This is a genomic window from Paraburkholderia nodosa DSM 21604 (assembly GCF_000519185.1).
Lineage (GTDB): Bacteria > Pseudomonadota > Gammaproteobacteria > Burkholderiales > Burkholderiaceae > Paraburkholderia > Paraburkholderia nodosa.
In genome coordinates this window covers 27808-53411 of record NZ_JAFA01000044.1, presented here as the reverse complement: position 1 = coordinate 53411, position 25604 = coordinate 27808, and the positions used below count along the sequence as shown (strand labels likewise).

Here is a 25604-nt window from a genome sequence, read left to right as displayed (position 1 = left end):
CGGGTATAGGCTCTGGCGGCGTCTCACGCCGCCACCTTCAGGCGGGTACAGGCGGCGTGCGCTTGTGCCCCCAGTCGCTCATCTTCGAATAGCTCACGACCTTCCACGTCTCGTCGTCGATCACGACGCCGCCATGACCGTATTCGATCGCGAATCCCGACGGGGTCTGCACGTAGAACGAAAACATCCGGTCGTTCGGGTGGTGACCGAGATGCAGGAACATCGGCACGCCTGCCGCGACACAACGGTCGTAAGCAAGACCAACGTCATCCATTTCCTTGACCTGCACCATCAGGTGATTGAGACGCTTGGGGCCCGGAATGACCGCTGTTGCGAGAGAATGATGGCGGCCCGTTTTCGCATGCATAAACGTTGCGTCGACAACGATGCCAGGCGCGCGTTCCTCGCGAATGTAGTCGCTCACACGCAGCCCCATCACCGACCGGTAGAAGTCAACGGATTCCTCATAGTTATTCGCGGTCGTGAGAATATGGCCGATGCCCAGCGTACCGGTTTCGAAACCGGCGCCGCGCATGACGCTTGAGCGGAACGGGTTGGTCATTTGCGCGATCTCCGGGCCAAAATAGAAAGCGTGGCGATACCCGTTTGGATCCTCGCAGTGGTAAAGCCTTTCCACCCGCCGGCGCACACAATAGTCCCGGTCGCCTTGCGTTACGTTGACGCCTCGTTCGCGCAGTTGCGCTGCATAGCGATCGAGTTCGTCTTCGGATTCGAACTCCCAGCCGGCTTCCTGAATGTCGTCGGCGCCGCTTTTTTCCAGTACGATGCGCTGCATGTGCTCGTCCATGCGCAGCACCAGCGCGTTGCCGTCGTCGCGCGATGTAACGTGAAAACCCATCAGTTTGTGCGCGAAGTCAGCCCACGCGCCTAGATCCCTCACTCCGAGCACGACGTAGCCAAGATTCGAAATTGCTGCAGCCGTTTCGGCCATATCTCCTCCACCTATCTATTAAGAACTTGTCGATTGCGCGAAAGCCCAGTGACTTTCGTGAAGCGCGCAGTCTATCAAGCAAGGGGTATGCCAAGCACCGTGTCCATGTAGTGGGAATCCGCTCATGTCCATACCCGGCAAGGCGCTGAAGCATTTCCAGGCGACCTGGCTGCGCGTGGACTGTGTGCGCGCGCCCACATCGTGATTCAGAAAATGATGAACGGCGCGGGGCTGCAACTGACGGCACTGCGGGATTTCATGAATTTACGGACCAAGTGTTGCTTCCGTATCGTTGCGCATGCATCGATCACGGCGGCGAAAGGAACGACGAATATGGACGCAACCCCAGAACGGACGCAGACGGATTACACCTTGCCTCCTGAATTCGTCTTGCTTGACTCCATGGATTTCAGCGACATCGCCGAGCAGTTGCATTTCAACCCGGTGGAAGGCCGCATCTGGCTGCAGGACCGGCGCATGGCGCTGTTGCCGGTCGAAGTGCTCGGCATGATGCGCCGCGAAATGATGGACGCGCTCGGGCTCGAAGGAACGCGCCGCCTCATTACGCGCTTAGGCTATGCGGCCGGCTCGCGCGACGCAGAACTCGCGTGGAAGGTACGCGGTCATCAGTCGCAACTCGACATCATCGCGGCGGGCGCGCAGTTTCACGCGCTGGAAGGTTTTGTCAAAGCGGAGCCCGTGCACATCGAAATCGACAATCATCGCGGCTATTGCTATTCAGAATTCCTCTGGAACGACAACTGCGAGGACGAGATACACATCGCCAACTATGGCGTCGGACACGAAAGCGCCTGCTGGATGGGAATTGGCTACACGTCCGGCTTTCTCAGCAAGATCATGGGCAAGCGCATTCTCGCGCGCGAGGTGGAATGCCGCGCGATGGGACAGACCAAATGCCGTGTGATCGCACAGCCGGTCGAAAGTTGGGACGACCCCGAAGAGGATCTGCATTATCTGCACGTCGCGCCAGCGACTTCGCGCGCAATGGTTGGGTCGGCGGGCGTGAAGGAAAACGTGACACCTGTCGCAAGTGCGGGCTCTATCATCGCGCAACCACACCGCGCCTCGCCTGGTCTCGTTGGATCTTCCGTGAGCTTCACTGCCATGCTGCACAAGGTGCGCCGAGTCGCGACCACGCGCGCCACCGTACTGCTTTCGGGCGAGAGCGGCGTGGGCAAGAGCGCTGTCGCGCGCGAGGTGCACGGATGGAGCAACCGTGCCGACAAGCCGTTTGTTGAAGTCAACTGCGCGGCGATTCCCGAACAGTTGCTCGAGTCCGAACTCTTCGGCGTGGAACGGGGCGCGTTCTCTGGGGCAACCGAGTCCCGCGCCGGCCGCTTCGAAGCGGCGAATGGCGGCACGCTCTTTCTCGATGAGATCGGCATTCTCAGCTTCAGTGCGCAGGGCAAGCTGCTGCGCGTGCTCCAGAACGGCGAGTTCGAGCGGCTCGGCTCAACGCGCACGATCAAGCTCGATGTGCGCGTAGTCGCGGCCACCAATGAAGATTTGCCCAAAGCCGTGAAGGAAGGCCGCTTTCGCGAGGATCTGTTCTATCGCATCAATGTCTTCCCCATTCACATCCCGCCGCTGCGCGAGCGCCGCGACGACCTGCCTCTCCTGATCGAGTATTTCACCAAGCGGCTCTCGGCGCTGCACGGACGGCATGTGCCGGGCATCATGCCGCGTGCGCTTCAGGCGGTCCTCAATCACAATTGGCCCGGCAATATTCGCGAATTCGAGAACGTCATCGAGCGCGGCATCATTCTCGCCGACGACGGCGAATCGCTCGACCTGCGCCACCTCTTCAGCGTCGATTCGAACTTCACGCATTCGAGCCTTATGCGCCTGACCGAATCCGGCTCGCTCGCGAAGCGCGACGCACTCGCGAACGCAGTCGAAGGTGCGCAGGCGTCGGAAACAGGCGCACCGGCGTCGCTCGAAGACTGGGCGCGCGGCGCCGTGCGCCAGCAAGGCGCGCACCTCGCCGACGTGGAAGACGCGTTGGTCAACGCGGCACTGGCGGAGGCGAACGGCAACGTCTCGAAGGCTGCCGCGCTGCTTGGCCTCACGCGCGCGCAGCTCGACTACCGCGTGAAACGCAACGGCAATGGCAGCAACGGCCGCGGCCACGTGATGCATACCGACTAGCGGCGCCCCGTTGATCTTTCGTCTTTATCGAAAGGCGAATTCGCCGCGAGGTGCTATGCCCCGTCGCTCACGCCCACTATTCTGCGCTCGTACATTCAACAGCGAGAGCGCGACTATGGACGAGAATTTTGACGTGGTGGTGGTGGGCTGTGGCGTAGCGGGCCTTTCGGCTGCGGTAAGCGCCGCACAGCGCGGCTTGAACGTGTGCGTGCTCGAACGCGCGACGCGCGCCGAGCGCGGTGGCCAGAGCCGCTTCACGGAAGCCTATTTACGCATGAAGTCGCTTGACGAAGTCTCCGACGACTTCGAAGAGCACCTTGGGGAAAACGCGAGCCGCTATCCCGACCCTGACCTGATGGCCGAAATGGCGCTCGATCGCTCGTCGTGGTCGCAGACCACGGCATCGCTCGCGCTCGCCGACGCGGACGTGCTCTCCACGTTCGCCGGGCATGTACCCGCTTCGGTGCAATGGTTGCGCGACATGGGCGTGCGCTTCGACTTCCTGCCGACGCAGTTCCTCACGCGCTCGCAGCCGCGCCTCCTGCCCGTGGGCGGCGGCGAGGCGATGGTCGAAGCACTCGCCGCGCAGGCCGAGGCATTGGGCGTCACGTTCCACTACGAGTGCACGGCGCGCGAACTCATCGTCGACACGCAAGGCTCGGTCGCCGGCCTCGCGGCATGGAAGCGCGGCGCGGGACGCCGCCGCTATGCGGGCGCGGTGGTGCTGGCCTGCGGTGGCTTCGAAGGCAACCCGGAAATGCTCGCGCAGTATCTCGGCCCGCGCTCGGTCTACCTGCGCCCCGTGTGCAAGGGCGGCTACTACAACAAGGGCGAAGGCATCGCCATGGCGCTGCGCGCGGGCGCCGCGCCCAGCGGCGAGTTCGGCAGCTACCACGCGGAGCCGGTCGATCCGCGCTCGGGCGTGTCGGAACCGTCCATCTTCGTGTTCCCGTACGGCATTCTTGTCAACAAGCGCGGCCAGCGCTTCACCGACGAGGCACCCGGCACGGTCGACGCCTGGTACGAGCGCGTGACGCGCCGCATCTACGAGCAGGAAGAAGGCATCGCCTGGGTCATTCTCGATCAGCGTGTGAAGGACATTCCGAACTACCGGCTCGCGATCCGCACGGACCAGCCTGCTATCGAAGCGCCCACGCTCGAAGCGCTCGCGGCGAAGCTCGGTGTGCCGGGCGAAGCGCTCGCGGCTACTGTCGCCTCGTACAATGCCGCCTGCCGCGAGGGCCGCTACGATCCGCTGGCCGCCGACGGCCTCGCCACGCAAGGGCTCGAACCACGCAAGTCGAACTGGGCGCTGCCGGTGGGCCGTGCGCCGTTCTTCGCGTATCCGATCATCTCCGCGAACGTGTTCACGTTCGGCGGCCTCAAGGTGGACGCCGCCGCGCGCGTGCTCAACACAGACGGCGCGCCCATTCCAGGCCTTTACGCAGCGGGCGAAACGATCGGCATGTACTACGGCAACTACACGGGCGCGACTTCGGTACTCAAGGGTCTCGTGTTCGGCAAACTGGCGGGCGAGACGATCGCCAGCCGCTGCTGAGGGAGGCGCGCAATGACGACACCGGACCTGCTCGTGATTGGCGGCGGCATGGCGGGCTTTTGCGCTGCGCTCGAAGCCGCCAACGCGGGCCTCACCGTCACGCTGCTTGAAAAGCAGCCTGAAACCGGCGGCTCCTCCGCCATGAGCGGCGGCTGTCTCGCCTTCGCCGGCACCGACCTGCAGCGCGAGCACGGCGTGGAGGACAGCAGCGCGCTGCTCTTCTCCGACCTGCGCGAAGTGGGCAACTTCGACAACGACGAGGCGCTTGTACGCGCCTATGTCGATCACCAGCTCGACACCTATGACTGGATGCGCGAGCACGGCGTGGCGTTCGGCCCCTCCATCGAAACCTCGTCGGGTCAGTCGGTCCCGCGCGTGCATTCGGTCGACCCGGCCGACGCCGTGCGCCGGCTCGCGCGCGCGTGCGCCGCGACGGGACGCGTAAGCGTCAAGACGAACGCTGCGGCGCATCGCCTCGTTCGTGCGGGCGATGGGCGCTTCACGGGCGTGCACGCTTGCGTCGACGGCCACAACGTCACTTTGCATGCAACACGCGGCGTCATTCTCGCGAGCGGCGGATTCTGCCGGAACGCGGAGATGGTGCATCGTTACGCACCGCAATACGACGAAGCGGTGTTCATCGGCGGCGACGGCAACGTGGGCGACGGCCTGAAAATGGCCCTCGAATTCGGCGCCGACCTGCGCGATATGGCCTATATCAAGGGCACGTACGGCAAGCATCCGCTCGACGAGACGAATCACCATAGCTGCCTCGCCGTCTACAAGGGCGCGATTGCGGTGAACCAGGATGGCAAGCGCTTCGTCGACGAATCGGTCTCGTACAAGCTGCTCGGCGACGCCGCAATTCGTCAGCCCTATGGCGCGACGTTCCAGATTCTCGACCAGCGCATCATGGAGAGCGGTGACGACCGCGTACGCATTCTCGATTTCCAGCGCCGCCACGAAGAGGGGCTTTTCATCGGGGCGAACAGTCTCGCCGAACTCGCGCGTCTGATCGAGGTGCCCGAAGCCGCGCTGCTCGACACGGTGGAGCGCTACAACGCCGCCGTCGATTCGGGCCACGAAGAAGCGTTCGGCCGCGCGCATCTCGTTCATCGACATGGCGCGCTGTGCCGCATCGAACAAGCGCCCTTCTATGCGTATCCCTCCACGGCAGCCGTCTTCGGCACCTATTGCGGCTTGCGCGTGGATGCGCACATGCGCGTGGTGAATGTCTTCGACGAAACACTCGATGGCCTTTACGCCGCGGGCGAGATCGTGGGCGGCTTTCACGGCGGCGCGTATATGACGGGCACGGCGCTGGGCAAAGCCGCGATCTTCGGCCGCCTTGCTGCTCGCAGCGCGAGCGGAACGGAGCGCTAGCATGCAGATCTGCGTACTTCTCGCGGGCGTGCTCGACCCGAAATGGCCGCTGCCCCAGAACGACTGGCTCCATGATCCCGCGTTGCTCGACGGAATCGCGCGCAAGCTCAGTCCGTTCGACGAAGCCGCGCTCGAAGTGGCTCTGCGCCTGCGCGAATCGCTGCCGCAGGCCACGCTCGCGGTGTGGATGCCGGACGGCCCCGGCACGCTCGGGCTGATGCGCGCGGTTGCAGCGCACAAGCCCGAGCACGTAGGTCTCCTGACTGTGCCCGACGCCGTACGATGGGACCCCGCCGCCTGCGCACGCGAAGTGGCCGCAGGCCTGCGCGCGGCGGGCGCAGGCACGTTGTGGCTAACCGGTCGCGAGTTCGGCGATCTCGACGACGGCACGTTCTGCGCGTGGCTCGCACGCGAGGCCGGCGCGACGCTCGTCACGATGGCAGAAGAGCTGCGCGTGCAAGCCGATGGCACGCTGCGAGCCCTGCGCACGCGCAGCCAGGTGAGCGAGCACATTCGCGTGCCCCCTGCCTGCGTCGTGACGCTCACCAACGCGCGCAGCAACCGCTTGCGTCATCCGCTCATGAAAAACGTCATGCTCGCGAAGAAGCTGGCAATCGATATCGTTGCGTACGCAAGCAGTTCCACTGCGCGGATCGCGCCGACTCAGTTCGTCGCCTCAACGGGTGCGCAGCGCGAGCGGCGTGCACCGCTCGGCGCCGCCGCCGGACTCGAGGCTCAGCTCGACGCCGTTGTCGAACTTCTTGAGAACGCATGCCCAACGTGACTACGACCTCCGCTCCCCGCCTCATCGCGTTGCTGCTCGACGAGCACGACGACGCCCAGCAACTCGTGCGCCATGCCGGGGATGTGCTCGATATGGCGCAACCTTGCGCGCGCGAGGTCCACGCGATCTGCGTGACGCGCACACCTAATCCCGAGCTTGCCGAGCGGCTGCAGCGGTTGCCGCTTGGCGCTCTCGTCTGCATTGTGGCTGCCGATTTGCGCGAGCCGGTTCAGGCCACCGATTTCACCAGCGTGCTCCAGCGTGCGCTCGAAACGCACGCGTTGCATTCCACCGATTTCGTCTGTGCACCGGCCAGCGCGCTCGGTGAAGAAGTCGTTGCGCGGCTCGCCGCGACATTCGACGGCTGCGCATTCGGCCGCGTGCAGCACGTCTTGTTCGACGCGAACGGTGCGCAAGCCGATCGAGCCGTGTTCGGCGGCCGCAGCACCGTGCGCGTGCACGGCGAGAGCGGCCCCTGGTTCGCGGCATTGCGCACCTCGCGCACCGGCTCCGCGCTCGCCGCGCCGGCCGAGCCTTCGGCGCTGGAATGGCGCGAAGCATCGAGTGGCCCGCACGATGACACCGAAATCGTGATGGTGCCCGGCGACGCCGCGCGCATGCCGGTCGAGACCGCACGCGTTGTCGTGAGCGGCGGCCGCGGTATGCAGGGCTCCGAAGGATTTGCGCTGCTCGCGCAGCTTGCCGCGCGCTTCGACGCGGCGCTCGGCGGCAGCCTGCCGGCCGTCGACGCGGGCTGGGTGCCGGTCACGCATCAGGTCGGCCAGTCGGGCAAGTTCGTGAGCCCTTCGGTCTATCTCGCGGTCGGCATCTCGGGCACGCCGCAGCATCTCGCTGGGGTCAGCGCTACGACACGCATCGTGGCGATCAACAATGACGCAGACGCGGACATCTTCCGCGTGGCAGAAGTCGGCATCGTGGCCGACTGGGATACATTTATTCCGGCGCTCATTGCGCGCGTGGATGCGTGCCGCAGCGCGCGCGCCAACGCGTCATGAGCGGCCGGCCACCGGAACGACTCAACGAGGTAGCATGGACAGACTTTGGGCAATGGAAGTATTCGTTCGCGTGACGGAGTGCGGCAGCTTTTCCCGTGCGGCCGAATCGCTGAACCTCGCGAATGCGACGGTGACTTCGTGCGTGCGCAATCTGGAAAAGCATCTGGGCGTCACGCTTCTGCAGCGTAATACGCGACACCTGCGACTCACCGATGCTGGCGAGCGCTTCCATTCGCGCTGCAAGGTGCTGCTGGAAGGGGTTCATGCCGCCGAGCAGGAGGCCGCGCAGGCGCAAACCGAAGTGCGGGGCACGCTCAATGTCGAGGCCCCCATTGCGATCGGTCATGCGCTGTTGCTGCCGGCGCTCCCTTCGTTTCTCGCGCAGTATCCCGGCCTCTGCGTCAACGTGAATCTGACGAACCAGCCGCATGCCCTGATCGAGCGCGGGCTCGATCTTGCGATCCGCATGGATGCGGTGGAAGACGCGGAGCTCGTGGCGCGCCCGCTCTATACGGCCAGCTATGTCGTTTGCGGACGCCCCGATGTCGTCGACGCCGTGAATGAGCACTCACCTGCCGACCTCGATCCTTCGCAATGCCTCGGCCTCCTTCCCGAAGGCCGGCCCGAGCCGCAGCCGTGGCTCTTCGCGCGCGAAGGCGAGGAAACGTTCATCTCGCCCGAAGGCCGACTTTCGTTCAATAGTTCGGATGCGCTGGTGAGCGCGGCATGCCGGGGCCTCGGTCTCATCAGCGTGCTGGACATCTTCGTGCGGCAGGAGCTTGCCGATGGCCGCCTCGTTGCGGCCTTCAATGCCTGGGATCATGGCGGCCGCGCATTTCACCTCGTTTCGGCGAAAGCAAGCTTCGTCTCGCCAAAACTCAAGGCCTTCAGCGATTTCATGCTCGAGGTAATCGGCCCGCAAAGCCGTCCCGATCATCGCGAACGCATTCCGGTTCAGCGCGTGCGTTGAAGTGCACCGCCCAGGCTTTAACGCACGGGCGGTGCCGTTTCATTTCGCGTGCAGCGCGTCGAGCCCGTAAAACGCGAGGATTTCCTGCACGCGTGCCTTCTCCGGCTTTCCCGAAAAGTAGCCGCGCCGGCAGGCTCCCTGTGCCCCGGCACGGCGCAGATCGACCAGCGCCTCGGCGTCCTTGACCCAGGCCGCCAGCGAATCGACCACCGGCACGCCGTCGACTGCTCGCACGCCGTTGCGCGCGAGCAGCACGTTCAGGGGCGCCTCGCCCGGAATAATGACTTCGGCGCCCTGTGCGATGAGGCGCCGCGCGCTTTCCTCGAAGGTCGCGATGAGCTGCGCAGGCTCGCCGAACGCTTCGAGCACGTCGCCGAACTGAAAGCCGACATGACTCGCACCGGCGAACCGTTGTGCGAGACCGTGCCGCACCGCGTTGTCGGCCACCAGTTCGGCCAACTCGTCGATGAACACGAGCACGCCGAAGCGGCGCCCCAACTGGCAGGCATGCAACATGGCGGACTCGCCGTAACCCACCACAGGGATGTCTAGCAGCGCCCGCGTTTCGCGCAGCGCGGGCTCGGGCAGCGTGCTGATGGCGTAGGCGTCGAAGCCTTCCTGCTCTGCGCGCACGCCTGCGGAGAGGAACTGCAGGCCATGCAGATACTGCAGCGATGCATATTTGATGTCGTCGCCCGGATAGTTCGTGCGATACGTGCCCGGCGCCATGCCGTGCATCGCGATTTCCGTATCGGGCCGCGCAATTGCGCGAAAGTGCGCGTCGAGCGCGTCGCTGTATGCACCGAGATCGGAGAGGACGGTGAAACTCTGATGCCAGATGCGAATGCTCATAGTGGCGTTTTCCGTAGGTCTGGACCGAAGGTGGCCGAACGTGCCGCCTTCGGCCGTCTCGTGGCGCGCGTCAGTCGAAGGACACGCTGTCGGCAGTCTCGACGCGGCAGAAGCGCCGGATACTCTCGATCGAATTGGCGTGCTCCTGCGCCGAATGGGCCGCGCAGCAGTCGTCGAGCACGACGACCTCGTAGTCGCGGTCATGCGCGTCACGCACCGTAGCCTGCACGACCGCCTGCGTGGATACGCCCGAGCAGACGATGCGCGTCACGCCCTGGGCGCGCAACTGGGCTTCGAGAGTGGTCGAATAAAACGGGCTCACGCGGTGCTTGACGATCTGCAGGTCTTCTTTGCGTACTTCGAGATCGGGGTGAATTTCCGTGCCCCATTCGCCGAGCTTGAAGAGGCTCGCAGCCGGCGCACCCGAGAAAACCGGCGAATGGCGCGGGCACTCCTGATAGTGCGAACTGAAGCCCACGCGCACGAAGCCCACCAGCGCACCAGCCGCGCGCGCCTTCTGTAGCACGCGCACAGTGCGGGCGAGGGTCTCGCGCTCGCGCACCTGAGCGCCGAGCGGCCCTTTCCCGCTCGGTCCTTCCGCGTGAACGAGATCGTTTTGCATGTCGAGTACGAGATAGATCGTCTTGCCCACTTCCGTTTCCTCCTGGTTAGTCACAGTACATTCCGCCGTTGACGTCGAGTATTTCGCCCGTCACGAATCCGTTTTCTGGTGCGCAAAGGAACAGCACGGCGCGCGCCACGTCGGCGGGCGTGCCCATCCGGCCCGCGGGGATCAGCGCGCGCAACGCGTCAGGAAATGTGGTGGTCATTGCTGTGGCGATCGGACCTGGCGCGACCGCATTCACCGTCACGCCGTACGCGGCGAGTTCCTTCGCGAGAAAGAGCGTCAGCATGTGCGCGCCGGCCTTCGATGCCCCATAGGCGACATTACCCGCGCGCGCCTGCTCTCCCGCGTCGAGCCAGGGACGCGCGTTGCCCGCGTTCTTGCCCACCACCGAGCCGATGTTGACGATGCGGCCGAAGCCGTTCGCCTTCATCGGTCCAATTGCCGCCTGGCACGCGAGAAACACGCCCTTGAGATTGATGTCGAGCACGCGGTTCCATTCGGCTTCTTCGAGCGTGGCCGCGCTGCCGAACGACACCACTCCCGCGGCGTTCACGAGCACGTCGAGGGCGCCGTGACGCTGGACGATCCCGGCTACGAGACGTGCGACTTCGTCGCGCGCGGTAACGTCCAGCGCGGCCGCGTGAACGCCGGCCTGCGCGTCCTGCACCGAGGGCGCTACCTTGTCGGCGCTCACCACGGTCGCGCCCGCAACCGCAAGCGCGTGAACCACCGCCGCGCCAATGGCGCCAGCGCCACCTGTCACGAGCGCTACCTTGCCTTCCAGTTCCCGCATCGTCTTCTCTCCCTTTGAATCAGCCGTTGGCGCGCAGGCTCGCGCGCGCGGCATGGACGCCCGCCGCCCGGCCCACGACCGACCCGGCCGTGAGCCCGATGCCACCGGCGTATTTCACGTAATAGAGGCCGCCGACCATTTCACCCGCGGCATAAAGCGCCGGCAACGGTGTGTCGTTTTCGTCCAGCACCTGCCCTTCCACGTTGACCTTCACGCCGCCGTAGGTGAAGGTGATGCCGCAGGTCACGGCATACGCGAAGAACGGTGCGGTTTCGAGCGCCGTCGCCCAGTTCGATTTAGGCGGCTCGATGCCCTGCGTGCCGCGGCCGTCGCGTTCGGCGGGGTTGAACGCAACGGTGTCGTCGATCGCCGCGTTGAATGTGCGCACCGTGTCGAGAAACGCGGCTGTGTCGATACCTTCCATCTTCGCAGCCAGTTCTTCGAGCGTGTTCGCGGTCATGCGCGTGGCGTGCTTCACGCGATATTCGTCGGGGAGCAGGTCGTGTGTCCGCGCGTCGAACACCTGCCAGGCCACTGCGCCCGGTTGCGCGAGCACCTGCTCGCCCATGCCCGAATAGGTGTAGTTGCGGAAGTCTCGCCCTTCGTCGACGAAGCGCCGGCCCCGCGCGTTCACGACGATGCCGAGCGTGAAATAGTTCTTTTGCTGATTGAGCAAGTCGATGTCGCCGAATGCGGGTGCATTGAGGTCGTAGAACACCGCGTGGCAGCCGGTCCAGTTCCCGTGTGCGACAGCGCCCGCACGCAGCGCCATGTCGATGCCGTCGCCCGTGTTGTAGCGCGAACCGCGTACCCGCGCGAGATCCCAGTTGTGTCCGAGATATTGCGCACGCCATGCGAGATTGGCATGGAAGCCCCCCGTTGCGAGCACCACGGCGCCGGCCCGCAGTTGTTGCGCGCCATCGCGCGTGCGCACGCCCACCACCCAGCCGTCGTCCTCGCGCACGAGGCTCGTGGCGCGCGTCTCGTAGTGCATCTCCACGCCGGCTGCTTCCGCGCGCGCAAAGAGCGTCTCGACCAACGCGTAACCGCCGCCCGAGACCTCGACGGTCAGACCGCCCCAGAAGCGATGCTTACCGTCGACCTGAAACGACTGCCGTCCGTAGATGGGGGCGAACCGCACGCCGTTTTGGCGCAGCCATTTCATCGTCGCGAGGCTCTCGTCGACCACGTGCTCCAGCACCTCGCTGTCGGCACGATAGCCGCTCATGGACACCGCTTCCTCGAAGAACTGCGTGGCGGGGTATTGCCCGAAATCCGCGCCGTCAAGTTCGGCATCCTGAAGATCCGGAATGAGTTCGCGCAGATCGTCCACGTCGTCATAGGCAATGCGAAAAGCACCGCCCGTGAAGGCGGAATTTCCGCCCCGCCGCTCCAATGGCGCGCGTTCGAGCAACAGTACCCGCGCGCCCGCTTCGCGCGCCGACAACGCCGCACACAACGCCGCATTGCCACCGCCCACGATGATCACGTCACACTTGTTCACGTCCATGCCCTCCACGTTGGCGACGATGATCGCGTGCGCCGCCTTGCGGCGTACAGGCATGCAAAGCGAAAGGGACTTTTGAAAATCCTGGTGCGCGCTTCCAGGCAGGCGCCGGGCCGACTCGCTGCGTGCGCTTTATTCGGATTTTTCGAATGCGCCGTTCGACGCGTCCCTATCGTGGGCGCCCCTGCGCGCACCTACAGTGGCGAGGCGACCCAAATTAGAAAGGAGAAGACACCATGCACGACAACGCCCGCACAAAGCCGGCGGTCAAGGTGGCGCTTGCCACGATGATCGGCACGGCAACGGAGTGGTACGACTATTTCCTTTACGGCACGGCCTCGGCGCTCGTGTTCGAAAAGCTGTTCTTCCCCAACTTCTCGCAGGTTGCGGGCTCGATGGCCGTGTTTGCGGTGTTCGGCATCACGCTCGTCGTGCGGCCCGTGGGCGCGGCAATATTCGGACATTTCGGCGACCGCTTCGGGCGCAAGAGCATGCTCGCGGTATCGATTCTCGTGATGGGCATCGGCACGTTTCTGATCGGCCTGCTACCGACTTACGCCTCGATCGGCATCGCGGCGCCGCTCGCGCTGGTGTTCCTGCGCGTACTGCAGGGCTTCGCCGTGGGCGGCGAATACGGGGGCGCGACCACCATGGCCATCGAATACGCGCCGGCCAACCGGCGTGGCCTGTACGCGGCGATTCCGCAAATGGGCAATCCTCTCGGCATGCTGCTCGGCACGATATCGCTCTATCTGTTCGCTCAATTGCCGCAAGCGCAGTTTCTCGCGTGGGGATGGCGTCTGCCGTTTTTGCTGAGTGCGGTCATGGTCGCCATCGGCCTCTATATCCGCCTCAACATTGCGGAAACGCCCGCGTTCAAGCGCGCCCAGGCGTCCCAGCATGCGCTGCGTGCGCCGCTCGTGACGCTGTGGCGCCACTACCGCCGCCCGCTCGTACTCGTGATCCTCGCGCAGGCGGCGCTGAACGTCGGGTTCTATATCTATTCGACGTGGTCGCTCTCGTATCTTACCCACGAAGTCGGCGTGCCGATTCGTGTGCCGCTCATCGCCGTGATGGTCGCCGCCGCACTCAACGTCTTCGCCCAGCCGTTCTTCGGCATGCTTTCCGACCGGTTCGGCAGAAAGCCGGTCTATGCGGCCGGCGCGGTGTGGCTGGGTGTCGTTGCGTTCCCGTTCTTCTGGCTGCTGCAAAGTGGTTCGCCCGTCCTCATCACCATTGCGATGATTCTCGCGATCACTATCGGTCACGGTGCGACCTACAGTGTCCAGGCGAGCTTCTTTTCCGAGGCGTTCGACACGACGGTGCGCTACAGCGGTCTTTCCATTGGTTACCACTTCTCGGCCGCGTTGTTTTCGGGCCCCGCCACCTTTCTGGCCGCCGCGCTCGTGGCGTGGACCCATAGCACGCTTGCAATCTCTGCCGCGATATCCGGCGCGACCCTCGTATCGCTTGCAGCAATCGCCGGCCTGAAGGAAACGGGCAACACGCCAATGGCCGACGCCCCGGATCACTCTGGATGGACGGGCGCTTCGGCAGAAGCAGAAAATCTCACCGAACAGCGGGGACACTCGCGCGCCGGCATCGACGCCCGATGAGAGATGCAGGGCACCGATTTCTTCCAGCAGAGACTCTTCCGCCACGGATTCGTTAGCCTCGTCCACTCCGGCCATCCCGTACTGACGCAAGGCGTTTTGCGAAAAGCATTTGAGTCATTGCCACACGCCGTTGTGCGCGCCGATGGCGGAAGCCTGGAAATCGTCGAACAATTTCTCCGCTCGAAGGGGATTGAGCGGCGCGAGATGGTGCGATCACCCAACTTCTTTGGTAAGCGTGGCACCAGCGACGTCTTGACTGGAGATCGTGATCTTCAGACTGCCGTGCGGAGTTGAGCGGCAACGACCCACGGTGCGAGTTCGTCGATGCGGTTGATCGCATGGTCGGCGATGCGTGCGAGCACGTAGCGCAGATACGCCTCAGGATCGATGCCATTGAGTTTTGCGGTGCCAGCGGAAACGGTTCGGTCGCCGTGCCCCTGAATAGCTCACCGCGCTGTTTCCGCTGCGCTAAAAATCCTCTGGATTACCCGAATAAGTTTTTAATAAGGCATGCACATCAACTCCGAAATTAGATGCGTCTGCCACGAGTTCGGAGCGCCGATATCGCAGCGACGCATCAAATCACACCGGGGTATTTCACGGAGCCCGATGAGCTTGCTTTGTACAAGCGCCATATCTAACTCGCCCTTTACTCAGGCTCAAATCTCTCCCCCCTTTTTGCGCTCGTGGGGCGCGCCCACGTAATTCCAGACGATCACGGCATTTCGAACGCTGCCATTTGCGCCATGCGCCCCGCTCATTGACGCGTGCGGCGCATACCGGCTCAGTTCACGAAGGCGGTTTCGTCGAACAGGTCTGGTGCCGCGTGGGACACGGTCGGTTCCGGCATCGTGCCGGCGCGGACCTGCTCCAACAGGGCGGGAGGCAGCCATACCTCCTCCAGCGCGCTGATACCGCCTTCGATCAGCCGATGCAGAAAGAAAGACGGTTTGCGGCCGGTCGCCTCGACCAGGAGCCGGAGCCTGCGCTCGATGACCGGATCAATGCGGACCGCCACCACCTTCAACTTTTCTGCGATTCGCATTCTAATCGGAGCCCTCGCTGGCGTTGGGCTCCCCAGCCTGAAGTTCAGCCGGGATTCGTCAATCCGCCCATCCCGATCCCGTTGCGCACTTGAAAGCGAAACCAGCCGCCGGATCAGGCGGTGCGGCACGGCCCCCGAATTCACCCGCGGCGTTTCGCGGATTTCGCCGTGGCAGGCGCGGCACGTGCAGTGGGCTTTTGAGATGCAGCCGGACGGGTCGCCTGCGCTGCGCCGGAGCCGGTTTTTCCTTTCACATTTTTCGGGGCCGCAGGACTGGACTTCACGTCCGCCGCCGCGACCTTGGCTTTGCTCTCGACCTTACCCTTGGGTGCCGATTTCGCAGTCGCGGACGACTTCGGTGTCATCGACTTTGGTGTCGTCGACTTTGGTGTCGTGACTTCGACTGTCTGCGAGCTGACTGCTTTGCGCGTGCGTTTGCCCCGTGCCGGGGGCGCATCGGCAAAGGAGTCGGCGTCAATATCGATACCGAACACATCGCTCAGGTCCACGTTGTCGAGTACCTTGCCGGACGCCGTGCCGGCTCCTGCCCCGGAGAGGTTCGCACCGGTGCTGCTGACGAGGTCGCCAGGATCAACGCCGCGTAGCGTAAAGAGCAACTCAGGCTGCTGGTCGAGCCGCGCGCCGACGCCATAGAGTACGGCGGCGACGTGCTTGCACATCGCCGCCCAGTCCAGGCAGTTGCAGCCGAGTTTGATCTCCTTCGGCGCGGGAAAGAGCCCGCTGCCCGGCTTGCAGATGCGGCCCATCACCGCAGCCGACAGCTTGCCCTGCAGCAGTTCGACCATGGAGTCAACCGACGACGCACACTCCGCACTCAACGCTCGCCACTGCTTCTCCGGGCAGGCCGTGACATTGATTTCGATCTCGTACAGGCTGGACCCCATGACCTGTGCACGGATCCTGCCCGTCGAAATCTGCAGATCGATCACCGAACCATTGCGCACATAGGTGCGACCGCGTGGCAGGCGACTGGCGTAGTCGCTGTAGTGCTCCAGGTTATCGCACCATGCCTTGCCCCAGAAGGTCTTCGCAATAGCCCCACGATAGGGCGCGATGGGCGACAGCATCTTGCCAGCCTTGAGAGCTTTCGCGACCAGTTGCTCCGCCTTTTTTCTGCGCTCGGCCACCGGGACGTAGGGGTTCCATCCGCTGTAGTCAGCCATTAGCGTTCCTCTCCATGATCAGGTTTCCTGCGCGGAATGAATATCGAGCCTGACCAGATCGAGCAGTTCGCGGTCGCTCATCTCGGTCAGCAGCAGCTCCGCGCCGCCCTCAAGCACATCCTTCACCAGTTGCTGCTTTGTTTCGATCAGCCGGTCAATCCGGTCCTCGACCGTACCGCGGCAAACGAACTTGTGTACCAGAACATTCCTGCGCTGGCCAATGCGGAATGCCCGGTCCGTCGCCTGATTCTCGACCGCCGGATTCCACCAGCGATCAAAGTGAATCACGTGGGACGCGGCGGTGAGATTCAACCCCGCTCCGCCCGCCTTGAGCGAGAGCACAAAGAACGGTACCTCTTCATCTTCCTGGAATTGCCGGACCAGTTCACGCCGTTTGCCTACGGGCGTTCCCCCATGGAGAATCAGGCCTTCACGCCCGAAAAGCGATCCGAGGAACGCAGCAAGGGGCTCGGTGGTTTCGCGGAACTGCGTAAACACCAAGACCTTTTCCTGCTTCGCCGCGACTACGTCGACCAGTTCGCGCAGCCGCGCAAATTTGCCGCTGGCTTCCGGTTGCCACGCCGCGTCGCCGAGCCACTGGGACGGATGGTTGCAGATCTGCTTGAAACGCATCAGGTAGCTTAATACGATCCCTTTGCGTTCAATACCGTCGGTACCGTCCAGCGCCGCCGCGAGGTCCCTGACCGCGCGTTCGTACAGGGCGGCCTGGACGGGGCTCAGGTGACACCACGCCTTGAGTTCGGTTTTTTCGGGGAGATCTGCGATCACACGCCTGTCAGTCTTCAAGCGACGAAGGATGTAGGGCCGCACAAGGGTGCGAAGCGGGCCGAAATGCTCGGCTTTTGCCAGACGCCGGGTCAGACCAGCAAATTCCTTCGCCGAGCCCAGCAGGCCTGGATGCGTGAAATCGAAAATGGACCACAGATCCGACAGGCGATTTTCCACCGGGGTGCCCGTCAGGGCGATGCGTGAGCGTGCCTGAAGCTTCTTGACCTGTTTCGTCTGCCGGGTGCCGGGATTCTTGATCGCCTGGGCCTCGTCGACGATCGCGATGCGCCACTGCATGGTTTCCAGCACGGGCTGACGCAGCAGCGAACCGAAGCTGGTAATGACGAGGTCCATCTGCATGAGGCGCGCGCTGTCCAGGGCACGCAGTTCGTCTGCAGGCGTCATGGACGGATGCGCCACCAGCACGCGCAGGCCAGGCGCGAAACGTTCCGCTTCCGAGGCCCAGTTCGCCAGCAGGGACGCCGGTGCGACCAGCAGGCTCGGGCGCGGGCCGGCCAGATCGCGCTTGAGGATCAACAGCAGGGAGAGCACCTGCATCGTCTTCCCGAGCCCCATGTCGTCGGCCAGACACGCTCCCAGCCCGAGCTGGCTGAGGAGGTAGAGCCACCGCACGCCTGCCTGCTGGTATGGACGAAGCTGCGCTCTCAGATCAGGGCCCGGATCGACCTGCGCCAGGCCTTCCGGCTGGCGCAACTGCCCGAGTGTCTCGCCGAGCCAGTCGCCCGCCACGACCTGCGCCCAGTCGCGCACTTCAGAGCTGTCACCTTCATCACCCGATACGCCTGCCAGCAGACGCAGGGCGTCGTTCAACGGCAGCCCCGCCTGCGCGGCCTTTTCCAGACTTTCGAAGCGCTGAAGCAGGCGGCCGAGCTTTTTTGTGTCCACCTCGATCCAGCGCCCGCGAATCCACTGAAGGCCGTCGGCCCCCTTGAGCAGAGTCCGGATCTCGGCCGGACTCAACGCTTCGCCATCGAGCGACACCTCCATCCTGAAGTCGAGCAGCGCTTCCCTGCCAAGGAGTGACGGAGGCTGCGACCCAACGCTCGCCCTGACCGCGGGCCGCGCGGGGCGTCCCGCCGCCCAGGTCGCCGGCAGTCGAACCATGATGCCGGCGGATTCCAGCGCGGGCAGATCCGAAAGAAGGCGCCAGGCGTCGGCCGGCATCCAGCGCAACGGGTGATAGATTTCGCGCGATTCAACCATCGCACGCAGCCAGTCGCAGCGTTCAGCTGCACGCTGAACCGGCTTAAGGAGCGAGAGCAGCTGCGCCTTGTTGCGTGCACCGGAGAATTCCTCGAGTGCCCGTGATAAGGGTTGATGCTGCGTCTTGCCATGGGCCGACAGGCGCGCCGCGTACGTAGCCAGGAACGCGAAAGGTGCTTCGGGGTCCTTGCGGTTTTCGGCAAGGTTGAAGTGAACACGGCCCACCAGATTCCAGGCAGGATGACGCGACCTGAGGAATGCCTGAAGTGACTCTCCCGAATCAGCGAGCTCGTCGCGCAGGGCGCCATCGATTTGGCCCCAGAGTGCCACCAGAACATCCGGGGTGAGGTATTCAGCGCCTGTCATGGGTGGCGCGTCTTCGATCAGTGCGCCGAGTTCCGCCGGGTCTGGCTGCGCGACCGCGATGTCCCCGCCTTCCGCCGTGGTGCACAGGGCCGTGACATAGCGGGCGCCCAGGTCGCGCCACCACGCCCAGCCGGGCGGCAATGCGCGCCCGATGGTCGCGCTCCCCAGATAGAGCAGCCCGTGACCAGCGCCGCGCGTGAAAGCTGCGCCCAGCGCTACGTCATCGGGCAATGCAGGCGCCTCAAGGTCGGGGGCGGCAAGCAGATGGCCGGCCGGTGTGATTCTTGGCGAAAGGCGATCGGTATCGGTCAAGGACATGGACGGTTGATGGAGAAATCCGGGGTTTGAATGCAGACGGAAGACGGGCCCGCCAGGAGATCACGTATAGCCTGCGCCGAAACACTGAGTGCGCCGACCGGATTCTGGGTCCGGGCGCACTCAGTGTTTCGGCGCGGGCGCCGGTCCGTCTCCGGTCACCGACGCAATGCCGTGCATGCTGATCGTGCTCAATGCTTCGGCCAGTGCGGCGCCATCGGTTGGGAACGGCTCGTCCCAAACCGTGGACGTCCCGGACGCGTCGATGATTTCAAGTATCCAGCCGTCACCACCATCATCGTCGGCGCGATAGATGTGCACATCGACAGACGTGCCACCGCGCGTGATGCGCGTAGCCAGCGGTGACAAGGCGAGCGGATGAAACGCTTCGTCCGTCACCCGGCCAAGCGAATCTACGAGGAACAGGTCTTTGGATCCGCTCCCGTCCTGCGCGTCCATAATCCGCTTTGCGGGCTGCGTTGCCCTCCTGGCTTTCGGCCATGAATCCGCCGGGATCGTGCCTGGCCGCTCGCCCTGCCCCATCAACTCTCGGCGTGCCTCGCACCCGTCGCGATGGATATTGAGCGCTGAAGCCATGAGCTGGAGAACAAACGATCGGCGTTGTTCAACCGTGTAGTCCCGCCGCGCCAGCTCGTGGTCCCCGGAGGCTGTGCCGAACAGCAGGATGATATTGAACCACCAGGGGTGTCGTTCGATCAGCGGCTCCCAAGCCTCCCGGTCGATGTCGATGCCCTTGCTATAACCCTTGCACCATTCATCGAGGACGGGAACCTCTTCGCCCGCATACACGGTCGTGTGCAGCGGGAGTTCGAACAGGTCGGGGCATTGATTCAGGGTGTCGTTGATGTCGTTCCAGTACTGAAAGATCAGTCCGGTGACCTTGCGAGCCCGACCTGCTGACAGGAATCGGGGCTGACGGGTTGCGTGCCTGGCATCCCAGATCCACGGAAGAATCGCACCCGGCATGATCGCGTTCGGTCCGGAGATGACGGCAGTCAGAAAGCCATGCAACATGACCGCGTCCATCGCATCGTCGCAGACGGCATTGCCCGAAAGAAACCGTTCGAGGAATTCCAGCTCTTCGTCAGTCAACGGATCGTTGAGCTCGGGATCGGAGTGATCGAATTTCATGGTCGTTCCGTGGGAGATGCGGCAGCCGCGATGCGGGTCGCCTGGGCTGTCATTGCCACCGACGATCAGCGCAACGGCGCGCTTCCGGGAGACATTCCCGGCAGGCGTCAGGATGACGGCATTTTACCCGAGGCGTGATGCGCAAACTGGACGCCGGATCGACAGGCGATGAACGTTCTGGCTGCCCAGTCGCCATTTTCTGTCAGGGTGCGCCTGCCACGATGGCAGGCGCACCCGTCGGAAACCGCACGCGCCGGCTGGAACGCTTCCTGCCGGCCACGCGTCGCGAGGCTGTGCGGTGTCGGCCATGAAGAGATCGTGATAAACCTCGGCATCAAGCATAGTCACGTGGCACTTCAATACCCACGGCAGCGGCCTTGTGGCTCGTCGCTTTTCCCCTGAACGCTCCATCACTGATCAACCGCCCGTCAGTTCCTTCAGCACCGCGTAAAACGTCTGGAAGCGCTTTGCGCCGATCTGCCGCTCCCATTCGCGTTCGATCTCGTGCACCGTGACACGCTGTATTTCGGCCACTTTCCAGCCCTTCTCGGTCAGGGAAACAAGGCGCGCAGGCGATTCCCCTGTCGCGACCCTCTGAACATAACCCAGCTCTTCAAGTTGCAGCAGCAGGTAGTTCATCGCCTGCTTGGACATCCCCGCGCGCTGTGCCAGGTCAATGGGGCGCTCGTCCTCCGGAGGCGGAAAGCGCAATACCTTGAAGTGGGCGATCTGGATGTCTGCAAAGACGGCCGAGGCCAGTGCCTCACCCAGACGCTGCTCGACCTGCGTGAGGCAATAGCGCAACCGGGCCCCGATGAGCGGATCATCAGGATTTGGATCGCCGGAGAATCTCCGCGCAGAAAGGGATTGACGTTTGGTGCCCATATAGTAAGTTTTCTTATCTCAATCACTACAGGGGCATAAGTTCAAAAATTCGGCCAGTCCGACAACACAATTATTCTGCAGTCCAATATGTTCTTATAAAGAACGTGCAATTCCCATCCAGTAGTCTGGAGAGACCGGCGTTACTCTGCCTAAATCATTTGCGAGGTTTCATCGTCGAGACTCGAACTAGCTCACGACGTAAACCACAGTGCTTTTTTGTAGCGCGCTGTCTGTTCAGCTCTGTCAGACGTTCACATATCAAGCAGTCAAAGCCTGCCTCGCACGCCCGGGGCGACGTGCAGTGTAGTCGACAGCTGCGCCCCCAAGGTACGCGTCATGAAGTACATCAAGCTGAGCGAGTTCGCCCGGCGTACCATTGGCAACCACGCGACCGCCTTCGAGTACGTAACCATGCTGCGCATAGCGCAGCGCCATCATCGCGTTCTGCTCGGCGAGCAGGAAACTCACGCCCTCGTCGCGGTTGAGCGCCGCAACGGTCTCGAAGATTTCCTCGACCACGAGCGGCGCGAGCCCCATCGACGGCTCGTCGATCAGGACCAGCGAAGGACGCGCCATTAGCGCGCGACCGATCGCCACCATCTGCTGCTCGCCACCCGACGTCAATCCCGCCAGCGACCGGCGCTTGACCTTCAGACGCGGAAAGATCGAGTAGGTCCGTTCGAGAGCCGCTTCGATCTCGGCCCGCCGAGGCCGCCTGGCGAACGACCCGATCCACAGATTTTCCTCGACCGACAGATGCGCAAAGCAGCGCCGCCCTTCCAGCACCTGGACCAGCCCGCGCTCGACCAGCGTCCATGGCTCGACGCGTGCGATGTCTGCGCCGCGATAGACGACGCGGCCACCCGTCAGTTCGCCGCGCTCCGCGCGCACGAGGTTCGAGATCGCCTTGAGCGTGGTCGTCTTGCCCGCGCCGTTGCCACCGAGCAGCGCGACGATCGCGCCTTCGGCTACCGCCAGCGACACCCCGCGCAGGGCGGGGATGATCTGACTATAGGTCACGGCGATCTCGTCGACCTGCAGGATCGGGGTGCTCGCCATGCTAGAGGTCCTTGCTGCAATCGCGCGGCGTAATGCCCTTTTCCTTCGCATACGACAGCGCCGACTTCTCGATGATCGGACGCAGCAGCGCGCGGTCGGCCTGCACCCAGTTGCTGATCACGTTCCACTTCTGGCCGTCCCATTGCTGGAAGCGCACGGCGCCGCCACCTTCGTGGTCCGCGCAAGTCAGCTTGAGCGGCTGGACCAGACCGAAAGCGCCGAGCTGCTTGAGGCGCGCATCGTCGAGATCCAGATGCTCGAAGCCCCAGCGTACCTGCTCGCCAGTGAGCGGCTTGTTGCCGAACTTGCGCTGCGCGACGCGCACCGCCTCGACGTTAAGAATGCCGTTCACCACGCCCAGGTTGTAATAGACGGTGCCAAAGCGCGCCGGGTCCTTGAGGTTGCCGTTGCCCGGTTTAATCACGTACTGGTTGATCGCCTGCAGCACCGGGTAGTCCGTGCCCGAGGGGTGCGTCGTGATCGAGATGAAGCCTTTGGCCGCATCGCCCGCCGGACGCACGTCTTCCTCGGAGTTGCTCCAGATATTGCCGATGATGTGATCGACCGGATAGCCGACCTTCTGCGCGGTCTTGATCGCTACCGGATTCATCACGCCCCAGCCCCGTAGGATCACCCAGTCGGGATTGATCTGGTGGATCTTCAGCCACTGCGAGCCCTGTTCGTTGCCAGGATGCGGCACTTCGATCTGGGTCACGTCGAAGCCGTACTGCTTCGCCAGCAGATCGACCACCGGAATCGTTTCGCGGCCATACGGCGAACCGTGATACAGCACGACGATCTTCTTGCCCTTGAGCGCGGCGAGACCGCCCGAGCGCTGCCCGATATAGTTGACGATTGCGGAGACCTCGCTGTACGGGTTCAGCTGCAGCGGGAACACATAGGGAAACACCGCACCATCGGTCGAATCAGTACGGCCGTGGTTGATCGTGATGAGCGGGATCCTGTCAGCCGTCGAACGGTCGAGCGTTGCGTAGGCAATTCCAACCGACAATGGGTTCGTGGCCGCGGTCGGCGCACCGTCCGGGCCGCCACTCTTCAGGCGCTCATAGCACTCGACGCCCTTCTCCACCACATACTCGGTCTCGCACTCCTTCCATACGAGTTTGACGCCGTTCACGCCCCCGTCGCGCGCATTGGTCAGCTGGAGATAGTCGATAAAGCCGCCAAAAAAGCCGCTGCCGCCAGCTGCGTACGGGCCAACCCGGTAGCTTTGCAGCGGGAAGTATTCCTCCCCCGCCGCATGCGCGTGAGGCAAAGCGCCGACAGCGAGCGCAACCGCCGCCACAAAAGCCGAGGACCACTTTCCCCACTTGGCACGAACTGGACGAATATCATTATTTCGCATACCAAAATATTCCTTGGATGATAAGAGAAACAATAAAGCGGGGAGATTAACGGCTCAGGATTGCTTCGGCCGACGTTGACGGACGATCTGCACGAGTCTCGCGAGGCCATCCGGTTCCTTGATCAGGAAGACGATGATCAGCGTACCGAAGACGATCTTTTGAAGGTTCTGCACCTGGTCTGCGCCGATGCCTGCGTGGGCCAGCGCGCCAGCCGCGTTTGAAAGCAGGATCGGCAGCAACACGATAAAGGCCGCGCCCAGAAAGTTGCCCGAGATGCTGCCCATGCCGCCGATGATGATGATGAACAGCACCTGGAACGAGAGATTCAGGTTGAAGCCGTCGGGCTCGATCGTGCCGAGATACGCGAAAGCCCACAGCGCGCCAGCGATGCCAAGCACGAAGGAACTCAGCGCGAAGGCCAGCAGCTTGCTGCGACCCACCGGGATGCCGATCACGCGCGCGGCGGCTTCCATGTCGCGTACAGCCATCCAGCGTCGGCCCAGTTCGCTGCGCACGAGGCTCGCGCCGAATGCGAACAGCAAGGTCGCGACGCCGAGTACGAACAGGTAGCGCGACACCGGCGAGTCGATGCGCCAGTGACCGATCGCGAGCTGCGGCGCGCTCAACACGCCGGACGTGTCGTAGTTCGAAAACCAGCCCACGCGCGTGAATAGCCAGACCACGAAGAACTGCGCGGCCAGCGTCGAGACGATCAGGTAGAAGCCCTTGATCCGCAGGCTCGGCAGTCCGAACAGCACGCCGGCCCCGGCGCTGACCAGGCCGCCGAGCAGCAGGTCGACCGGCAGCGGCAGCGCAGGCACACGCACGAGCAGGTTGTAGGTCGCATAGGCGCCGATCGACATGAACGCGGCTGAACCGAGCGACAGTTGCCCCGCGTAGCCGGTCAGGAAGTTCAGGCCGAGTCCGGCCACGGACAGGATCAGAAACGGCACGAGGATCGCGTTCAGCCAGTAGTCGTTCGCCACGAGCGGCACGCCGGAGAATGCAACGAGCGCGCTCGCAAGCGGCACGGCCAGCTGGCGCAGGTTCAGCCGGCGCGGTTCGGCGAGGGGGCGGGTCAGTTCCATCAAGGTTTCCTCAAACGCGCTCGACGGCCGCCTCGCCGAACAGGCCGGACGGGCGCGCGAGCAGGAACAGCATCGCAAGCAGATAGGGGAACCAGTTCTCGATGCCGTCGCCGATCACGGTCCCGAGATAGACTTCGGCCAGCTTCTCCGTTGCGCCGACCAGCAGGCCGCCGACGATCGCGCCGCCGATCGACGAGAAGCCGCCGATGATCAGCACCGGCAACGCCTTGAGCACGACGAGCGAGAGCGAGAACTGCACGCCGAGCCGCGCGCCCCAGAGCAGGCCCGCAACGAGGCTGACGAAGCCTGCCAGTGCCCAGACGATTGCCCAGATGCGCGGCAGCCGCACGCCGACCGCGAACGCGGCGAGCGGATCGTCCGCCACGGCGCGCAGCGACAGGCCGAAGCGCGAGCGCTTCGCGAGCTGCGACAGCACGAGGACCAGCACGCCGGCCGTACCGGCGGCGAACAGGTCGAAGCGGCTCACCATCACGCCGGCCAGGTGCAGCGGCCTGTCGTCGATGCCGAGATCGAGCCCGTGCACCTGCGCGCCCCAGAACAGCTGCGCCGCGCCTTCGAGAATCAGGCTCAGGCCGAGGGTGGCCATGAACAGCACGATCGGCGCGCGGTTGACGAGCGGCCGCAGCACGAAACGGCCGGTTGCGATCGCGATCAGCACGAGCGCGGCGAGCGTCGCGCCGAACGACAGCCACGGGGTCCAGCCGCGTTCGACGAGGCTCACGTAGGTCAGCGCACCGAACAGCACGAGTGAGCCCTGCGCGAAGTTGAAGATGCCCGACGCCTTGTAGATCAGCACGAAGCCGATCGCGACCAGCGAGTACATCACGCCGGCGAGCAGCCCGCCCACCAGCACCTCGATAAAGAATTGCATTGCGCGCCCC

The 25604-nt window shown here is 63.9% G+C and carries 22 protein-coding genes and 1 pseudogene; 8 read left to right on the top strand and 15 right to left on the bottom strand.

Features of this window, described 5'->3' with window-relative positions; translation table 11 throughout:
• Nucleotides 1-37: 37 nt before the first annotated feature.
• On the bottom strand, nt 38-952 hold the full coding sequence (locus tag A3CW_RS0137740) for a VOC family protein (RefSeq protein WP_028208159.1): 915 nt from the start codon (nt 950-952) through the stop codon (nt 38-40).
• Between the two features lie 333 nt (nt 953-1285).
• Between A3CW_RS0137740 and A3CW_RS48920 the strand changes: the two genes are divergently transcribed.
• The 6 genes from A3CW_RS48920 to A3CW_RS0137710 all read left to right on the top strand — a co-directional run bounded on the left by A3CW_RS48920 (nt 1286) and on the right by A3CW_RS0137710 (nt 8832).
• Nucleotides 1286-3121 (top strand): sigma-54-dependent Fis family transcriptional regulator, encoded by a 1836-nt coding sequence (locus A3CW_RS48920; RefSeq protein WP_245623848.1) that lies wholly within the window; start codon nt 1286-1288, stop codon nt 3119-3121.
• Nucleotides 3122-3236: 115 nt separating this feature from the next.
• Nucleotides 3237-4679: an FAD-dependent oxidoreductase gene (locus A3CW_RS0137730; protein ID WP_028208158.1), complete on the top strand. Its 1443-nt coding sequence runs from the start codon at nt 3237-3239 to the stop codon at nt 4677-4679.
• Between the two features lie 12 nt (nt 4680-4691).
• Nucleotides 4692-6062 (top strand): FAD-dependent oxidoreductase, encoded by a 1371-nt coding sequence (locus A3CW_RS0137725; RefSeq protein WP_028208157.1) that lies wholly within the window; start codon nt 4692-4694, stop codon nt 6060-6062.
• Nucleotide 6063: 1 nt separating this feature from the next.
• Nucleotides 6064-6846 (top strand): adenine nucleotide alpha hydrolase family protein, encoded by a 783-nt coding sequence (locus tag A3CW_RS48915; RefSeq protein WP_035515116.1) that lies wholly within the window; start codon nt 6064-6066, stop codon nt 6844-6846.
• Nucleotides 6834-7862, top strand: coding sequence for an electron transfer flavoprotein subunit alpha/FixB family protein (locus tag A3CW_RS50450; protein ID WP_051481982.1), 1029 nt, complete (start codon nt 6834-6836; stop codon nt 7860-7862). The genes A3CW_RS48915 and A3CW_RS50450 overlap by 13 nt, the downstream gene beginning before the upstream one ends.
• 34 nt (nt 7863-7896) lie before the next feature.
• Entirely contained in the window at nt 7897-8832 is a 936-nt protein-coding gene (locus tag A3CW_RS0137710; RefSeq protein ID WP_028208156.1) for a LysR family transcriptional regulator, read from the top strand.
• A 39-nt stretch (nt 8833-8871) separates the two neighbouring features.
• Here A3CW_RS0137710 and A3CW_RS0137705 read toward each other — a convergent pair whose 3' ends face one another.
• The 4 genes from A3CW_RS0137705 to tcuA all read right to left on the bottom strand — a co-directional run bounded on the left by A3CW_RS0137705 (nt 8872) and on the right by tcuA (nt 12615).
• Nucleotides 8872-9684 carry an aspartate/glutamate racemase family protein gene (locus A3CW_RS0137705; protein ID WP_028208155.1) on the bottom strand — a complete coding sequence of 271 codons (813 nt, stop codon included), beginning with the start codon at nt 9682-9684 and terminating at the stop codon, nt 8872-8874.
• 70 nt (nt 9685-9754) lie between these two features.
• On the bottom strand, nt 9755-10360 hold the full coding sequence (locus tag A3CW_RS0137700; RefSeq protein ID WP_245623847.1) for a cysteine hydrolase family protein: 606 nt from the start codon (nt 10358-10360) through the stop codon (nt 9755-9757).
• Entirely contained in the window at nt 10353-11105 is a 753-nt protein-coding gene (locus tag A3CW_RS0137695) for an SDR family NAD(P)-dependent oxidoreductase (RefSeq protein ID WP_028208153.1), read from the bottom strand. The genes A3CW_RS0137700 and A3CW_RS0137695 overlap by 8 nt, the downstream gene beginning before the upstream one ends.
• A gap of 19 nt (nt 11106-11124) precedes the next feature.
• Complete coding sequence (gene tcuA, locus A3CW_RS0137690; protein ID WP_051481987.1) at nt 11125-12615, bottom strand: FAD-dependent tricarballylate dehydrogenase TcuA; 1491 nt, start codon at nt 12613-12615, stop codon at nt 11125-11127.
• 233 nt (nt 12616-12848) lie between these two features.
• Here tcuA and A3CW_RS48905 point away from each other — a divergent pair, with 233 nt between their 5' ends.
• Both A3CW_RS48905 and A3CW_RS52755 read left to right on the top strand, forming a co-directional pair.
• A complete protein-coding gene (locus A3CW_RS48905) occupies nt 12849-14228 on the top strand; it encodes an MFS transporter (RefSeq protein WP_051481981.1) in 1380 nt (459 codons plus the stop codon).
• A 3-nt stretch (nt 14229-14231) separates the two neighbouring features.
• Nucleotides 14232-14522 carry a type 2 periplasmic-binding domain-containing protein gene (locus A3CW_RS52755; protein WP_028208151.1) on the top strand — a complete coding sequence of 97 codons (291 nt, stop codon included), beginning with the start codon at nt 14232-14234 and terminating at the stop codon, nt 14520-14522.
• On the opposite strand, the pseudogene A3CW_RS51545 reads toward A3CW_RS52755, so the two are convergent.
• The 10 genes and pseudogenes from A3CW_RS51545 to A3CW_RS0137635 all read right to left on the bottom strand — a co-directional run.
• Nucleotides 14501-14635, bottom strand: a pseudogene (locus tag A3CW_RS51545) (transposase domain-containing protein); the annotation flags it as partial. The gene A3CW_RS52755 and the pseudogene A3CW_RS51545 sit on opposite strands and share 22 nt — an antisense overlap.
• 377 nt (nt 14636-15012) lie before the next feature.
• Nucleotides 15013-15273: a hypothetical protein gene (locus A3CW_RS0137675; RefSeq protein ID WP_035515114.1), complete on the bottom strand. Its 261-nt coding sequence runs from the start codon at nt 15271-15273 to the stop codon at nt 15013-15015.
• Nucleotides 15274-15413: 140 nt separating this feature from the next.
• The gene (locus A3CW_RS0137670) at nt 15414-16457 is read right to left on the bottom strand and encodes a hypothetical protein (RefSeq protein WP_028208149.1); all 1044 of its coding nucleotides are present in this window, start codon (nt 16455-16457) and stop codon (nt 15414-15416) included.
• A gap of 18 nt (nt 16458-16475) precedes the next feature.
• Nucleotides 16476-19154, bottom strand: a complete 2679-nt coding sequence (locus tag A3CW_RS0137665; protein WP_028208148.1) for a DEAD/DEAH box helicase — start codon at nt 19152-19154, stop codon at nt 16476-16478.
• A 120-nt stretch (nt 19155-19274) separates the two neighbouring features.
• Nucleotides 19275-20303 carry a UPF0149 family protein gene (locus A3CW_RS0137660; protein ID WP_028208147.1) on the bottom strand — a complete coding sequence of 343 codons (1029 nt, stop codon included), beginning with the start codon at nt 20301-20303 and terminating at the stop codon, nt 19275-19277.
• Nucleotides 20304-20720: 417 nt separating this feature from the next.
• Nucleotides 20721-21188 (bottom strand): MarR family winged helix-turn-helix transcriptional regulator, encoded by a 468-nt coding sequence (locus tag A3CW_RS48895; RefSeq protein ID WP_051481980.1) that lies wholly within the window; start codon nt 21186-21188, stop codon nt 20721-20723.
• A 258-nt stretch (nt 21189-21446) separates the two neighbouring features.
• A complete protein-coding gene (locus A3CW_RS0137650; RefSeq protein WP_028208146.1) occupies nt 21447-22247 on the bottom strand; it encodes an ABC transporter ATP-binding protein in 801 nt (266 codons plus the stop codon).
• A gap of 1 nt (nt 22248) precedes the next feature.
• Nucleotides 22249-23613: an ABC transporter substrate-binding protein gene (locus A3CW_RS0137645; protein ID WP_028208145.1), complete on the bottom strand. Its 1365-nt coding sequence runs from the start codon at nt 23611-23613 to the stop codon at nt 22249-22251.
• Between the two features lie 54 nt (nt 23614-23667).
• The gene (locus A3CW_RS0137640) at nt 23668-24702 is read right to left on the bottom strand and encodes a branched-chain amino acid ABC transporter permease (protein WP_028208144.1); all 1035 of its coding nucleotides are present in this window, start codon (nt 24700-24702) and stop codon (nt 23668-23670) included.
• Nucleotides 24703-24712: 10 nt separating this feature from the next.
• Nucleotides 24713-25594 carry a branched-chain amino acid ABC transporter permease gene (locus A3CW_RS0137635; RefSeq protein ID WP_028208143.1) on the bottom strand — a complete coding sequence of 294 codons (882 nt, stop codon included), beginning with the start codon at nt 25592-25594 and terminating at the stop codon, nt 24713-24715.
• Nucleotides 25595-25604: the final 10 nt, after the last annotated feature.